The organism is Candidatus Nitrosotenuis aquarius, assembly GCF_002787055.1.
GTDB classification, from domain to species: domain Archaea; phylum Thermoproteota; class Nitrososphaeria; order Nitrososphaerales; family Nitrosopumilaceae; genus Nitrosotenuis; species Nitrosotenuis aquarius.
The window spans coordinates 1,402,548-1,416,116 of record NZ_CP024808.1; the positions used below are offsets into that span (position 1 = coordinate 1,402,548).

At 42.1% G+C, this 13,569-nt stretch carries 19 protein-coding genes; 13 read left to right on the plus strand and 6 right to left on the minus strand.

The features are described 5' to 3' along the window. Positions 1-25 precede the first annotated feature (25 nt). On the plus strand, positions 26-454 hold the full coding sequence (locus NAQ_RS08100; protein WP_100183042.1) for an AsnC family transcriptional regulator: 429 nt from the start codon (positions 26-28) through the stop codon (positions 452-454). Here the strand turns inward: NAQ_RS08100 and NAQ_RS08105 are convergent. Next, the gene (locus NAQ_RS08105; protein ID WP_100183043.1) at positions 444-1,466 is read right to left on the minus strand and encodes an L-threonylcarbamoyladenylate synthase; all 1,023 of its coding nucleotides are present in this window, start codon (positions 1,464-1,466) and stop codon (positions 444-446) included. The two genes, NAQ_RS08100 and NAQ_RS08105, sit on opposite strands and share 11 nt — an antisense overlap. Positions 1,467-1,527: 61 nt before the next feature. Here NAQ_RS08105 and NAQ_RS08110 point away from each other — a divergent pair, with 61 nt between their 5' ends. The 7 genes from NAQ_RS08110 to NAQ_RS08140 are packed head-to-tail and all read left to right on the plus strand — an operon-like array spanning position 1,528 to position 6,203. Further along, entirely contained in the window at positions 1,528-1,833 is a 306-nt protein-coding gene (locus NAQ_RS08110; RefSeq protein WP_100183044.1) for a ribonuclease P protein component 4, read from the plus strand. Positions 1,834-1,884: 51 nt separating this feature from the next. Next, positions 1,885-2,337 (plus strand): 30S ribosomal protein S19e, encoded by a 453-nt coding sequence (locus tag NAQ_RS08115; RefSeq protein WP_100183045.1) that lies wholly within the window; start codon positions 1,885-1,887, stop codon positions 2,335-2,337. A 9-nt stretch (positions 2,338-2,346) separates the two neighbouring features. Beyond that, on the plus strand, positions 2,347-2,622 hold the full coding sequence (locus NAQ_RS08120; protein ID WP_100183046.1) for a DNA-binding protein: 276 nt from the start codon (positions 2,347-2,349) through the stop codon (positions 2,620-2,622). Between the two features lie 37 nt (positions 2,623-2,659). Beyond that, positions 2,660-3,739: a zinc-binding dehydrogenase gene (locus NAQ_RS08125; protein WP_100183047.1), complete on the plus strand. Its 1,080-nt coding sequence runs from the start codon at positions 2,660-2,662 to the stop codon at positions 3,737-3,739. A 4-nt stretch (positions 3,740-3,743) separates the two neighbouring features. Further along, positions 3,744-4,601: an HpcH/HpaI aldolase/citrate lyase family protein gene (locus tag NAQ_RS08130; RefSeq protein ID WP_100183048.1), complete on the plus strand. Its 858-nt coding sequence runs from the start codon at positions 3,744-3,746 to the stop codon at positions 4,599-4,601. Between the two features lie 4 nt (positions 4,602-4,605). Beyond that, the gene (locus NAQ_RS08135; protein ID WP_162858709.1) at positions 4,606-5,175 is read left to right on the plus strand and encodes a hypothetical protein; all 570 of its coding nucleotides are present in this window, start codon (positions 4,606-4,608) and stop codon (positions 5,173-5,175) included. Next, the gene (locus NAQ_RS08140) at positions 5,172-6,203 is read left to right on the plus strand and encodes a hypothetical protein (protein WP_245871591.1); all 1,032 of its coding nucleotides are present in this window, start codon (positions 5,172-5,174) and stop codon (positions 6,201-6,203) included. The genes NAQ_RS08135 and NAQ_RS08140 overlap by 4 nt, the downstream gene beginning before the upstream one ends. Here the strand turns inward: NAQ_RS08140 and NAQ_RS08145 are convergent. Beyond that, on the minus strand, positions 6,200-7,033 hold the full coding sequence (locus tag NAQ_RS08145; RefSeq protein WP_100183050.1) for a class I SAM-dependent methyltransferase: 834 nt from the start codon (positions 7,031-7,033) through the stop codon (positions 6,200-6,202). The two genes, NAQ_RS08140 and NAQ_RS08145, sit on opposite strands and share 4 nt — an antisense overlap. 24 nt (positions 7,034-7,057) lie before the next feature. After that, positions 7,058-7,804, minus strand: a complete 747-nt coding sequence (locus tag NAQ_RS09915) for a hypothetical protein (protein WP_119571115.1) — start codon at positions 7,802-7,804, stop codon at positions 7,058-7,060. Between the two features lie 136 nt (positions 7,805-7,940). Between NAQ_RS09915 and NAQ_RS08160 the strand changes: the two genes are divergently transcribed. Both NAQ_RS08160 and NAQ_RS08165 read left to right on the plus strand, forming a co-directional pair. Further along, the gene (locus NAQ_RS08160) at positions 7,941-8,141 is read left to right on the plus strand and encodes a hypothetical protein (RefSeq protein ID WP_100183053.1); all 201 of its coding nucleotides are present in this window, start codon (positions 7,941-7,943) and stop codon (positions 8,139-8,141) included. Positions 8,142-8,146: 5 nt separating this feature from the next. Beyond that, positions 8,147-8,494, plus strand: a complete 348-nt coding sequence (locus tag NAQ_RS08165; protein ID WP_100183532.1) for a hypothetical protein — start codon at positions 8,147-8,149, stop codon at positions 8,492-8,494. Here the strand turns inward: NAQ_RS08165 and NAQ_RS08170 are convergent. Beyond that, positions 8,484-9,413: a nitroreductase family protein gene (locus NAQ_RS08170; RefSeq protein WP_100183054.1), complete on the minus strand. Its 930-nt coding sequence runs from the start codon at positions 9,411-9,413 to the stop codon at positions 8,484-8,486. The two genes, NAQ_RS08165 and NAQ_RS08170, sit on opposite strands and share 11 nt — an antisense overlap. 126 nt (positions 9,414-9,539) lie before the next feature. On the opposite strand from NAQ_RS08170, the gene NAQ_RS08175 reads away from it, so the two are divergent. Then, complete coding sequence (locus NAQ_RS08175; protein ID WP_162858710.1) at positions 9,540-10,040, plus strand: DUF1722 domain-containing protein; 501 nt, start codon at positions 9,540-9,542, stop codon at positions 10,038-10,040. A 15-nt stretch (positions 10,041-10,055) separates the two neighbouring features. On the opposite strand, the gene NAQ_RS08180 is transcribed toward NAQ_RS08175, so the two are convergent. Continuing rightward, entirely contained in the window at positions 10,056-10,901 is an 846-nt protein-coding gene (locus tag NAQ_RS08180) for a cobalamin B12-binding domain-containing protein (RefSeq protein WP_100183533.1), read from the minus strand. Between the two features lie 229 nt (positions 10,902-11,130). On the opposite strand from NAQ_RS08180, the gene NAQ_RS08185 reads away from it, so the two are divergent. Both NAQ_RS08185 and NAQ_RS08190 read left to right on the plus strand, forming a co-directional pair. Next, a complete protein-coding gene (locus NAQ_RS08185) occupies positions 11,131-12,504 on the plus strand; it encodes an NmrA family NAD(P)-binding protein (RefSeq protein WP_100183534.1) in 1,374 nt (457 codons plus the stop codon). Between the two features lie 48 nt (positions 12,505-12,552). After that, positions 12,553-13,353, plus strand: coding sequence for a helix-turn-helix transcriptional regulator (locus NAQ_RS08190; protein WP_100183056.1), 801 nt, complete (start codon positions 12,553-12,555; stop codon positions 13,351-13,353). Between the two features lie 9 nt (positions 13,354-13,362). On the opposite strand, the gene NAQ_RS10445 is transcribed toward NAQ_RS08190, so the two are convergent. After that, complete coding sequence (locus tag NAQ_RS10445; protein ID WP_256387151.1) at positions 13,363-13,491, minus strand: hypothetical protein; 129 nt, start codon at positions 13,489-13,491, stop codon at positions 13,363-13,365. Positions 13,492-13,569: the final 78 nt, after the last annotated feature.

Here is a 13,569-nt window from a genome sequence, read left to right on the forward strand (position 1 = left end):
TCCTATCATTCCATTTTTTCATACAATGCCATACCAGCTAGATGATATCGATGTTGCAATAATACAGTCGCTTATCCAGGACGGCAGAAAGTCATTCAGACAGATATCTCGCGAAATCAAGGTCAGCACGCCCACCGTTCAGGCAAGATATGAGCGACTAGTCAATGTAGGCCTGATAAAATCAGTATCGCCAGTACTGGATCATGGGCTGCTGGAACCCAAAGTCGAAAAACAGCTTGACACAATAAAGACAAAACCCAAGCCTGCCAAAATCACAAAAAACATGATACTTAACATGACTTGTGATTTGTGCAACGGCCCAATTTCCGGCAAGCCCCACCCGCTAAAGGTAGGTGATTTTGAGCGTTTTTTCTGCTGTACTACATGCAGGGCAACCTACAAGGAAAAGTACAAGGGCAGAATAGAGTCCCTAAACCAAAAATCTAGACAATGATTTTTCTGTAGGAGGCCTTTCTGAGCCGATTCATTATTCCTAGGCCAAGCCCCTTCCTACTTGTCCCCCGAGCTAGAATGATATCGATTTTTTCGGCGTCAAATTCCCTAAATGATCTGAACAGATTGGCGGCGATTTTTTCCTGGCTGCCCTGCGTTATTGTCATGTCTGACTTGATATTTGTGCCCAAAATGCCCACTCGCAACCCTTGCTTTTTGTATGATTGTAACAATTGTGAAATTTTTTTGTTGACTATGGCTTTTTGTCCTTCTATGAGAATTATTTTTGCTCTCGGCGAATAATGCCTGTATTTCATTCCGGGTGAGCGGTGTATTGTTTTTGTCTTCTTGCCGTGTATAATGGGATGGATTGCAATTTTGCCCAAGACCTTTTGCAGCTGCTCCAGTGTGACACCGCCCGGTCTGAGCAACATCGGGGTTTTTCTGGACAAATCAATTACTGTGGATTCTATTCCTATTTTTGTCGGACCCCCATCAAGTATCATGCTTGTTTTGCCAGAAAGATCATCGATTACATGCTGTGCTCTGGTGGGGCTGGGCCTGCCTGCAACATTGGCAGAAGGCGCAGCTATTGGAGTACCGGAATATCTAATCAATTCAAGAGCAATCTTGTTTTTTGGTATTCGTATTGCTACTGTATCTAGTCCGCCAGTTGTTATCTTTGGCACAATCTTGGATTTTTTGAGCACTATGGTCAGAGGCCCCGGCCAAAAATCTTCCATTAGATCAAATGCTGTTTTTGGTATGTTATTGGACAAAATTCCAAGGTCTGCAACATCTGAAATGTGAATAATTAGCGGATTGTCTGCCGGCCTGCCCTTTGCGTCAAAGATTTTTTTGACTGCCTTGGAATCTAGCGCGTTTGCACCAAGGCCATAAACCGTCTCTGTTGGAAATGCAACCGTCCCACCTGATCGTATGATTTTGGAAGCTTGCCTGATTTGCGACAAGCTGGGATTTTTTGGATTTACCTTGAGAACTCTGGTCTGCATGGGTCGATTTTAAAAAAGAAATTGCGCAGCCATATTAAGAATATGGTTATACTACACCACAATGAAGCATGACCCAAAGCAGATTGCTCTGGATAGAATCCAAATTCTGGTAAAAGAGGCACAATCAAATATTTTGCAAAATCCGGAGCTTGCACAAAGGCAGGCAGGCCTTGCCAAAAAAATCAGCACCAAATACAAAGTTATACTCCCATATGAAATTCGAATGCAGTTTTGCAAAAAATGCAAGTCGTTTATTCCGCCTGGGACAAGCCGAATAAGAATGGGCAGATCGACCCTAAAATCAATCAGAATCACATGCATGTTCTGCAACCACACCTACCGCAAGGTCATTGCCAGACCAAAGTGATTCGTGATTTGCCCAAATGATTATAAGACGATTTGAAAGGTTGACTTTCACATGGCAAAAGCCTACGACGTACCAGCAGATGTTCTAATATCAAGACTAGCTGCAACGCTAAAGGCCGAAAATATCGGCAAGCCAGAGTGGGCTTCATATGTAAAGACAGGCTCACACGCAGTGCGACCTCCACAAGACCGTGAATGGTGGTACACTAGATGCGCATCTGTATTTAGAAAAATATACCTGCACGGACCAATCGGCGTAAACGACCTTAGAATCGATTATGGCGGAAACAAGGCAGTAGGATACGCATTCTCGCACCACCGAGACGCAGGCGGAGCTATCATACGAAATGCAATCCAAGAACTAGAAAAACTGGGCTATGTCGAAAAAGTACAAGGCAAGGGCCGTGTAGTTACCCATGCAGGAATGAAAAAGCTAGACAGGCTGGCATCTGAAATCCTAGACGAGCTTGCAGTGCAAAACCCATTACTCAAAATCTATTCCTAGTGATGTCCTTTGAGCTATGATCAAGGAGACCAAAATCGGCCAAGCGACGAAGAAATTCTGGCGCAAAAAGAAATCATACTAAAGCAATTACTCTCTGCAGAGGCAAGACTACGACTGACCAATGTCAGAATGGTAAAGCCAGAGCTTGCGGCACTAGTCGAGAACTATCTGATTGGCATGGCATCTCAGGGAAAGATCCGATCGCAAATATCTGATGAGCAGCTAAAGCAGATCCTCCAGTCAACACAACAACCAAAACGCGATTTCAAAATAGAGCGACGCTAAATAAAATATAATTAGGGGTTTACTGAACCAGAAACACATGAAGGCAGTAGTTTATGATGAATATGCACCAGATGATAATTATGCACGAATTCTCAAAGTCAAAGACATAGCAGAGCCAAAACCAAAACCAAACGAGGTTGTATTCAAGGTCAAAGCAGCTGCTCTGAACTATAATGATATCTGGGGAATGAGAGGCGTACCGGTTGCGGTTCCATTACCACATGTTTCGGGCTCCGATGCCGCAGGCGACGTAATCGCAGTAGGCGAAGACGTCACTAACATCAAAGTAGGCGACAGAGTTGTATCTCACTCTAACATGTCCTGTCGTGTATGCAAAGCGTGCACTGACGGACGCGAATTTGACTGTGTAAAAAGAACAATCTGGGGATTCCAGACTGGTCCAACTTGGGGTGCATATCAGGAAATCACACACCTACCAGAAGTAAACGTACTAAAAATTCCAGACAATGTAACATATGATGAAGCAGCAGCTGCATCAATGACTCTATTGACATCATGGCACATGCTAGTTGGCAGAGCCAAAATCAAGCCGGGACAAACCGTACTGATCATGGGTGGAGGTTCTGGTGTAGGAACATATGGAATTCAAATCGCAAAATTATACGGATGCACAGTTATTGCAACCGCATCTGGCGACAAGCTAGAAAAATGCAAGCAACTTGGTGCAGACTATGCAGTAGATCACAGAAAGGAAGACTGGAGCAAAGAAGTATTCAAGATTACCAAAGAAATTGCAAAATCATCTGGCGGAGTACCAGGAATCGATGTGTCATTTGATCACATTGGTGAGACTCACTGGAACCCACAGCTGACACTACTAAAGTATGGTGCAACACTGGTATCATGCGGTGCAACAACTGGCTATGATGCAAAGACAGATCTTAGACATATCTTCTTCAAGGGAACAAACATCCTAGGTTCCACACAAGGAACAAGAGCAGAACTAGAAGATGGCCTATACTGGATGGGCAAGGGCAAAATAAAATCAGTCATTGACTCGGTTTATTCCTTTGAGCAAGCAGCCGAAGCCCACACAAAGATGTTGACAGGAAAAGGCCTCTTTGGCAAAATCCTGCTGAAGCCAGAAGGCGCCTAAATTCTTGGCAAGGCTTTATCGTAGCCTCTTATTTGTACCTGGGAACAATCCTCGCTTTTTAGAAAAAGCCAAATCCTCGCCGGCAGACATTGTCTGCTTTGACTTGGAGGATTCCGTGCCTGATTCTGAGAAAAAAAATGCACGAAGCCTGATCAAAGATGTACTAAAGTCGAGGAGCAGTTATTCAAGTTCTATCTATGTCAGGACAAACTCGCCTGTCTCTGGCAAAATCCCAGATGATTTGGCCGAAATAGTCCAGAAAGGCCTAGATGGAATTGTAATCCCAAAGGTAAACAATTCCCGGGAACTAGCAAAAATTATCAAAATTATAACAACATTGGAAAAGAAAAGAAAGCTAAAGTCAGTCTTTGTGATTCCGTCAATAGAGTCTGCCGAAGGCGTAGTGAACACGTATGATATCGCATCATCTAGTAAGAGAATTCCCGCAGTGGTCTTTGGCGTCTTTGATCTGCTAAATGATCTAAAAATAGAATACACAAAGCAACCAGAAGGAGCAAAATACTCTCGCGCAAAAATCCCAGTCGATGCCAGAGCAGCCGGAGTTCTGGCAATAGACGCAATTTGGCAGGACCTAAAAGATGTAGAAGGCCTAAGGCAAGACTGTATCATTGGAAAAAGTCTTGGCTATTCAGGAAAGTCAATCATACACCCTGATCAAATCATATCGGCACATGAGCTGTTTGCACCAAACAAATCTGAAATAGAGTGGGCCACCAAAGTTTGCGCAGTATACGAGGAATCTACGAAAAAAGGAAAAGGTGCTACGGTAGTAGAAGGCAGAATGATTGATGAAGTGCACTACAAGCAAGCAAAGGCACTTTTAGAGCTGACGCAAAAATAATTCATTGAAGCTTTACCTTATGGCTGCAGGTGTAATGGCGGCCTATTTTGTTTTGGTCATGGTGGTTTTTCCAGACACATACCAGGACACGCAAATTGGCGTGCCACAGCCAAGCCTGGATGCGACACTTTCCGCATCGCAAATCACACTTGGAGAGTCATTTGAGCTGAGATTGGTTGCGACCAATCTGGGTGAGGAAGCAGACATGCAAACCGTCACCGTGGAATTTCCGCAAAACAAAAACCTAGACAATATCAAAATTACATCGTACGACTTTTTGCAGTCCCCGCGACTATACCTAAAAGACACTGAAATTGGCTCTGACTATTCTGGCGGCGCAACCATGACACAATCACAGTATCCATTCATTGAGGCATACAACAGGCCTGCTAAGCCTGACCACACCTACGCCATGACACTGCAAATAACACCAACTGAGGCAGGCCCATACACAATATACACAAAAACAGTCGCAATGCCACACGTATCTGAAATATCACACTATCCAACACGGGGAATTTTGGATCATCAAAATGAATTTGTCAAAGAACATGTAGTGCAGGTAATACCATGAAAAGAGAGCTAGTGCCAAGACTGGACTATACACAGCTGTTCAAAATTGCAAATCTAGTGGTGAGCTTTGGGATTATACTTGTGACAAGCGGTGGAAGCTGGGACATTACAAATCATATCCTAAACAAGCCAGAGACGTTTTTTGCACCTCCTCACGCAATGCTGTATTCTGGTGTGGGGCTTGCATTGGCAGGATTTGTCGCACTGTATCTGAGCTGGAAAAAATCCGGCAAAAATCCGCAATTTAGTCGGGGAATAAAAATCACCACAATAGGAATTGGCGCGCTGCTTTCTGCAGGTCCGATTGATTTTGTATGGCATTCCTCCTTTGGGCTTGATGGCCTGCTCAGCCCGCCCCATCTGGTGTTGATAGCAGGTATGGGCCTGACCAGCATTGGAGCACTAGTCAACACAAAATCACTACAAAAATCCAAGCCAAGTCATTTTGGTATTATAATTTCGTTTATTCCTGTTTGGTTTTCTGTAACTGGATTGTTCTATTCTTTTTCGCTGCCTTTCTCAAAGACTGATTATTTTGATTTTAACCCAAATCCAGTGTTTGCTGCCGGATTTGCAAGCGTTGCGTACCCGTTTTTGATCTCCACAATACTTGTCAGCTCTGCTATATTTGCAAAAAAGAGATTCGGAGTTGCATCACTAGTTGGCGTGTCATATCTGGGAATAATGACAATGAGTGCCATTATTCCAAATCATGCACTGATCCCGACAATTCCGTTTTACTTGTCTAATGTTATCCCAATAGTACTTGGCGATTATATCTTGTCCAGAACAAAAAATACCAAATCCATGATGATATCTGGCGCAATCTTTGGAAGCACATTTTATTTCATGTATTATCCCCTAATCACATACACATACAATGAGATAACACTGGACAAGCTGATGTGGCCCAGCCTTACATCGATTATCTACTTTGAGATAATGCCATTAATTGCGTCATTTTTGATAATGTCTGGGGCCTTAGTTGGCGCAATATCTGTCAAGTTTGCGCAAAAAATCTCCAGCTAGGACTTTTCCAGGCTCAAAAACAGATAATCAATTATTTTTCTCTCGGATAGGGCCTTCATTTTTTTCATCGACTTGAAGACTAGGCCTTCTATATTGCCAGAATATGTTGTGACTAGTCTTTCCTTGAGGGCTTTTCTATTTTTTATGTAATAGTTTGCAAACGGTGCATACACCAATTCCCCCACGGATTCTTCCTTTTTGAGGCGAAATCCAGCATGCCTTATTGCGCCTAGGACGTGGGATTTGGTGTATTTTTTTGAAAGCCACGTTATGCTTAGTATTCCAAGCTTGAATAATGAAGGATCCACTGTGACGGGAATTGCAAGTATTAGCTTGCCGTCATCTGTCAAGACCCGCCTTGACTCTTCAAAGAATTTTTCCAGCACAAAGTGTTGGGCCGATTCCAGCGCGATGATTCTGTCAAATGATTCATCAGAAAATGGAATGTCGCCTGAGGATGAGTTTATCTGAGATACGATATGGTTGCTGCCGTTTTTTAGCTCTGAGAAATTCAAGTCCATACAAAATATGTCCAGATGCGAAAACCTCTCCTTCCATATTGTGGCAGGAATGCAAAACCCACTACCAACATCTAGAATTTTTTTTGCAGAGCCAAACTCGCCAAACTCGGATGCATATTCCGACATTTCCCTTTGCGCGTCAGGCAGGACAGTAGAGTTTTTCCATAAGCCGAAATTGAGCATCTTTGTGTCTGCGCCAACCTGCATCATTGGGCCGAACTTGGAATAAATATTGACAATGTCCCTGCCCGAATGTCTTCCATTCCACAATATGACATCAAGTGGGTTTATCGTGATCTTTTGATTCAAAGATGATATGGGAAGAAAAAGGGGTTATTTTAGGTTCAGTGGAATGCCACCAGAACCCCACGGCTCTTTTACATTGAACGTGTACTGCTTTGTTGGGTCGAACTTGAAGTCCACATAGCTTCCATAGCCAATTGCCGGACCAAATAGCATGTTAAATGTCCTAGATGCTCCCGGCTTTAGCACAATTTGGCCGTTGGTAAAGTCTTGTGCCGCATACTTGAATGTGGTAGTGCCATCTGATACGTCATAGTTACACACGGCAGGACCTGTACAATACAGGGCTATGTTGTCTTTGGAGCCGGTGTTTTCAACTAGGAACTTGAGGTTCACAATGTCTTTACCACTACTTTTCTCTACTGTTGCCCCGGCATAATAGAATGTAATTGGGCCGATTGTGGTCTTGGTTGCCTTTGCCTTGAATGCAGCATCTCCAGAGCTTGCCTTGAGTGCCTTTTCACATTCGTATTGCTCTCGCTGTGTTTTCTTTGCTTTGCATTCGTCTAGCTTTTGCTGTGCTGGATCAACAGAGGCAGGTGTTGGTTGTGTTACACTAGTGATTGGTTTTGCCTGCGTCTTTTTTGTTTCTGTCTTTTTTACAGATTTATTTTCTTTTTTTGTATCTTTTTTGGAATCTTTCTTTGCGTCTTTTTTCTTGTCCTTTTTTTCTTCAGCAAATGCACTTGTAGATAGTGTAACGCTAAGAATTAAGCTGGCTGCAATTGCTAGCGCAACAAGTTTGATTGCGTGATTTTGCGTCAATTTTTGTTTCATTGAATATGATTTTGTAATTTTATTATATAAACTAGTGATAAAATTCCAATCTAGTGCTAATTTTCCACATTTTGCTGGTTGGCACTAGGGCAAAAAATTATCCTGCGTTTAAATAAAAAACAACCTAAGTTTTCTCATGTCCACATCATGCAAAGGCGTCTGCACCAGCTTCAAGGCAGAGAGCGCACAAAACGGTGCACGATATACAATGGGACAAAAAAGATGCACGTATTGCTCGATATATCTACAAGTTGATTCGATAAACTGCCCATGTTGCGGTTCTAGACTTCGCTCAAAGGCAAGACACAGGCCGCAAATTCAACTGTTCAAGGACTGATCTTGATGCCACACATTGTATTTGATAGTAAAATAGATCTTGAAGATTTTGCACAAAAGTTTTCTCCATATGTGGCAACAGAGCCATACATTATAAAGTTAAACGATTTGTTTTTGTCGCATACAAAAAAATCCGTACTAGTGCCCGCAGTAGCAATTGACGAAAAAAACCAGCAATACCTAATAGAAATACTTGCAAAGGATGAAAAAACAACGATTCGTCTCTATCCTGGAACTGATCCTGAAAAAACAGCAGGCGTCAAGATGTCTATGGGATGTCTGGCAAAAATGATCCAAACAGAATTTCCAGAACTATGCATCTCAAAGACCAATATTGCTGAATTTATTCAATAACTCTGACCAAGTCCTTTAGCTTTCGTCTGGACTTTGGAGGTCTGCTCTTTTGTGGATAACCGATGCACAATATGGATGACGGCCTAAGCTTGGTTCCGAGGATCTGCCTTACCTTTTCCTCGTCAATCATTCCAATCCAAATCGAGCTTAGGCCCAAGGCCGAGGCGGCAAGCTGGGAATACGCAGCTGCCAGCGTTGCGTCTTGCAGTGAGAATTTTGCCAGAATCTCCGGGGGGAAGTTTATCTTGACTCTGGATGGGTCCATACAAAACACCAATACTACCGGCGCGTTTACGAATGGTTGGTTGTTTGCTGCCTCGACTAACCTTCGCTTTACCTCCTTGTTTTTGACGTAAAACACCTCAAAACCCTGAAAGTTGCCAGCAGTTGGAGCAGTATCGGCAGCTGCCAGAATTTTGTCCACCTGCCATTGCTCTATTACTTTGGATGAGTCAAAATTCCTAGTAGAGCGCCTAGTTGACATTACCCGAAATAAATCTGATTGCGGAATTCCTTTTTTTGGCTTTGATTTTAGGACCGCGGCCAGCTGGTCGCCTTCTTCCTTTTCTATTTGTATTGATGGCAGAAATTCTTTAGGATAAATCTTGATTGGCTTTGGAGTATGTGGGACCTTTTTGTATTCTAGTATTGCTTTGGTCATGACACCGGTCTTTGCCTCCAGATATTTGGAGTCCTTTAGGCGAAATTGGACTAGATCCGTGTTTATCAGAATTGTGCTAAATTCGTCTTCAAGCTCCACTTTGCCAGTAGAGTTTTTTGCCAAAATTTCTGTCAGAGAATCCAACTCGTCTTTGTTTAGAACCACAACATCGGAATCGTCCTCATCAATTCCCTCCCACACAAGGCGGCAGCCGTCCTTGGAAATGTAGGATGGCTCTACCTTAGTAAACTTGCCCATAAAATTGATCTGTCGTTTGTGATACTAATGCATATCGTTGTTGAAACATCTTTACAATGATAATCTAGTGCTAATTCTTCATTCAACTTTTTCTGGTTAAAATATTGATTTTCAGCTAATACTATGATGAGTGCGCCAAAAAACCCAGATGTATTGCTGACCAGCTTGCAAATATCCGCATTTGTAAGAAAAGGATTCTCGGAAATCAAGTCTGCTCCTGACATTGACAAGCTAGTCCACTTTCATTCTATCAACAAATTTCTGCTAATGGCACACAACTACAACAGTACCCGAATATTGGGAAACATTGTTGCAAACCATGAACACCTTGCACTAGGCGAGATCTTTGAGAAATATGGTTTACAGCTAGGCCAAGCTCTCAAAAGCGAACCTTCCGTAAAATCACATGCAAACGTATTGCAAAAAATCTTGGGCTATTTCAAAAAAGAACTAACGCCTGAAGAAAAAACTGAAATCCTCAGTATGATCTTTGAATATAAAAAAGGCACAATCGCCCTCAATGATGTACTTTTGTTATTGGAAGAGATGACCAGAAAATTCCAAAAAACATACTTGGTTAGGCAGACATACTTCCTTCTTTATGCTAAAGTGACAAAATCCAAGTAATTCTGTCCAGCATGGCTATTTCTTGCTGGTCACTAGCCTTGCTATGTTTTTGAGGTTGGTGTCTCTGATTATCTGAGCGTATTCGAATTGTATCTGCTCATCCTTTATGGCTTGGCCTCCAACGAAAATCGGAACATCAATGTGTTCTGCTATCTTTTTGATAAGCCTTTGAGCTGGCTTGATGCTGTCATCTAATGTGACTGAGACAACTATGGAATCTGGTTTGGTAGATTCAACAAAACTCACAATGGAATTATGAGGCTCAGTTGGTGTCAAATTGTACACGCGGTGCCCAATGCTGGCTAGGTGCATCTCTAGAATGTTCGCGCCTAGGTTATGCTCTTCGCCTTCGGGAACGCAGATGACGATCTTTTTCTTCGTGGAAATGTCCGTGTATTTGCTGTTTATCATCTTGACAAGGGTGTTTGCAATGTTACTTGCAACATGTTCGTCGGCAATCCCTATCTGGTTTTTTGCCCACATGTCTCCAATTTGGTACATTACTGGTGTGAGAATTTTTTCAAAAAAACCCGGCGTACCGGATGTTGCCGAATATGTGTCATAAAGCTGCTTTGTCGAGTCAAAATCTCCCCTTATTAGATATCTGTACAGCTGTCCTCTGAGCTTTGCAAGAAGCTCCTCTTTCTCCACTATGGAGACAGTATCGATGGATGAAAGATATGCAATTATTTTTTTGTCGTTTCTATAGTCTGGCGGTATGTCGTCCTTTGTTATCTCAGCTGCTCTGCCTAGATACTTGATCGTCTCTTGCCTCGATGTACTCTTTTTTGGATCCCAGACTGATTTTACCAAATAGAGATATTTCTCGCCCTTTACTGTTTTAGCCCTCAGATAAACCAATGTTGGTATTTCCATCTACAAATTAATAAATGGTGCCAACTTGTTTTCCTAGTGCTAACTATGTTGATATTCTTTGGATGATTTTTCTTATTTGTGCGGAAAAAATAATCTGTTGGCACTAGAAATAGTTTTTATCATCAGGTTATATTCTAGAAAATAAAATCATTCGCATGAAGCAAAATCCATTGATTGTAAAAATCCAAAGCGACAATTGTGATTGGGTACGCCAATGAGTCAGACAACTATGCAATTCTCCCAGATCAGACCATACAATATCTTGGTCACCGGCGCAACTGGATTCATTGGTTCGCGCCTTGTATCTTATTTACTAAAAAATGGATATTCTGTTAAGGCATTATCTAGGAGTTCTAAAAAAGACGACAACAATCTAAAGTTTGTAAAAGCGGATTTATTTAATCAAGATGAATTAGAGAAAGCCCTTGACGGAGTAGAAATTGCGTATTATCTAGTTCACTCGATGGAAGGAGATAAAAACCACTGGAAGGAATTTGCATCACGGGAAAGAACCCAAGCACAAAATTTTTTGAGAGCAGCAACAAAGGGGGGCGTAAAAAGAATAATCTATCTTGGCGGACTAGTAAATGAAAATCTAGATCTCTCGCCACACATGAAAAGCAGAAAAGAAGTAGGAGATATTTTGGCATCTGGCAATATCCCCGTGACTCAACTTCGGGCTTCTCTGATAATTGGTGCTGGTGGTGGTTCATACGCAATGCTCCGTTATCTGGTTGAGCGCTTGAGAATCATGATCTGCCCAAGATGGGTAAAATCCCTGGCCCAGCCAATTGCCGTAGATGATGTGATAAAATACTTGGCAGGCTGTATGGAAAAACCAGAAACCACTGGAAAAATCTTCGATATTGGGGGACCACAAAGACTAACCTACGAAGAACTGATGAGGTTGTATTCGGCATATTTGCACAAAAAGCTCTTTATCATACAAATACCGTTTCTGACCACTAGACTTTCTTCATATTGGGTTGATCTAATAACACCTGTCAAGGCGTCGCTTGCAAGACCGTTAATTGACAGCCTAATACATGATACCATAGTTGAAGATAATTCTATTAGAAAAATAATTCCAATCCCACTCAAATCCGTCACAGAATCAATACACATTGCAACACAGGAAATGAAACTAAGCCCGCCACAAGAAAATCTGACAGAAAACAGGACTAGTTTTGTTCTAAATCAAAAGCTACTGTTAGTGTCGCTTTTGGTAATGGCTTCAATAGGAACCACATACTATTGGCTAGATGACAGATCGGATGTGTATCAACCCGGATGGCTTGTAGTGTCTGGCGTTTGGTTTGTTGCACTTATCGCCTCGATAATCTTTGTAAATAATAAAACCCGTTTAGGATACCTGACTGCAGGAATTGTATCTTGGATAACGCTTGCTTTTTGGCTCTTTGATAATTACTATGTGGTGTTTCATGATTCTGTGATTGCTAGACAACCAAACGCGGAAATGACGATTCGTAACTTTGTTGGTGTAATAATTGCAAGTCTTGCAATAGGCTCCTCACATAATGTATTCCACAAAATACACTCAAAACAATTTCGTGGAAGGCCTGTCTGAAGCCTAGGGTACTTATTGTTTTTTACCTAGTTAAGATCTAGACTAGTTATGGTGGACCTGTACGAAGAGGCCGCAAACAACTTTTTGGAACTATCAAGCCAGCAGCGACTCCAGATAATATTCAAGCTGCTTGAGAAAAAGTCCAAGATAACAAACATGGCAAAGGAAATTGGCGCCACAGTCCAGGAGGTTCACCGCAACTTTGCCAGACTAGAAGACGGCGGATTTATTGTAAAAAACATGGACGGATACTATACGCTTACCACATATGGCAAGACCATTTGCTCTCAGACTCCGTCAATCATCTTCCTATCTCGGAACAGGAAATATTTTGAGGATCATACCTTTGGCGACATTCCGCCCAAGTTTATCATGAGGATTGGCCAGCTTGCAAATTTCTCACACATCAAGGGAGTATCCAAGGTGCTGGAGCAGTGGAAGTCAATTTACAAAAACGCAAACCAGTACATCTATGAAATTCTGACTGAAATCCCGCTAGACATCATAGAGCCAAAAGTAAAGCAAATCGCAAAGGGCGTAAAGTTCAACTATATTCTGTCTGAATCCGCAGTCGTACCAAAGGGAAGAAAAAAACTACTTGCCAAGCTCAACTATGATAGTTTGATAGAAAAAGGACTAATTGAGAGAAAGATGAAAAAGACAATTCAGACTCTGATTGTTTTAAACGAAAAAGAGGCAAGCGTTGCCTTTCCAAATGCTGAAGGAGAAGCAGACCTGACTGAGATCTTTTACAGCACGGATTCAATGTTTCATGAGTGGTGCTTGGATTATTTCCGGTATAACTGGTACGAATCTGAAATATTTCAGGAATCAAAGCTAAAAGAATAGAAAAAATTCCTAGCTTGTTGCTAGGAATGCGCCGATTCCGGCACCTACGCCAATACCTAGGACAAAGAAAAGAGTGTCCCAAGCCATGACGCGCTTGAATGGGGCTCGAACTTCATAAGCCCAATGTGTTGTTTTCATGATTATACTGTATTGTATCGGCCTGATAGGGCCTACTCAGCTGATCTGATAACGATTAAGCTAACTTGTTGATTTTGT

Bases quoted from the DNA above. Each gene is read 5' to 3' on its own strand.
- NAQ_RS10445 (WP_256387151.1), bottom strand. From the start codon at position 13,491: ATGAAAACAACACATTGGGCTTATGAAGTTCGAGCCCCATTCAAGCGC.
- NAQ_RS08175 (WP_162858710.1), top strand. From the start codon at position 9,540: ATGAGTGCGCCAAAAAACCCAGATGTATTGCTGACCAGCTTGCAAATA.
- NAQ_RS08165 (WP_100183532.1), top strand. From the start codon at position 8,147: ATGCCACACATTGTATTTGATAGTAAAATAGATCTTGAAGATTTTGCA.
- NAQ_RS08110 (WP_100183044.1), top strand. From the start codon at position 1,528: ATGAAGCATGACCCAAAGCAGATTGCTCTGGATAGAATCCAAATTCTG.
- NAQ_RS08160 (WP_100183053.1), top strand. From the start codon at position 7,941: ATGTCCACATCATGCAAAGGCGTCTGCACCAGCTTCAAGGCAGAGAGC.
- NAQ_RS08115 (WP_100183045.1), top strand. From the start codon at position 1,885: ATGGCAAAAGCCTACGACGTACCAGCAGATGTTCTAATATCAAGACTA.
- NAQ_RS08190 (WP_100183056.1), top strand. From the start codon at position 12,553: ATGGTGGACCTGTACGAAGAGGCCGCAAACAACTTTTTGGAACTATCA.
- NAQ_RS08125 (WP_100183047.1), top strand. From the start codon at position 2,660: ATGAAGGCAGTAGTTTATGATGAATATGCACCAGATGATAATTATGCA.
- NAQ_RS08105 (WP_100183043.1), bottom strand. From the start codon at position 1,466: ATGCAGACCAGAGTTCTCAAGGTAAATCCAAAAAATCCCAGCTTGTCG.
- NAQ_RS08170 (WP_100183054.1), bottom strand. From the start codon at position 9,413: ATGGGCAAGTTTACTAAGGTAGAGCCATCCTACATTTCCAAGGACGGC.
- NAQ_RS09915 (WP_119571115.1), bottom strand. From the start codon at position 7,804: ATGAAACAAAAATTGACGCAAAATCACGCAATCAAACTTGTTGCGCTA.
- NAQ_RS08185 (WP_100183534.1), top strand. From the start codon at position 11,131: ATGAGTCAGACAACTATGCAATTCTCCCAGATCAGACCATACAATATC.
- NAQ_RS08100 (WP_100183042.1), top strand. From the start codon at position 26: ATGCCATACCAGCTAGATGATATCGATGTTGCAATAATACAGTCGCTT.
- NAQ_RS08140 (WP_245871591.1), top strand. From the start codon at position 5,172: ATGAAAAGAGAGCTAGTGCCAAGACTGGACTATACACAGCTGTTCAAA.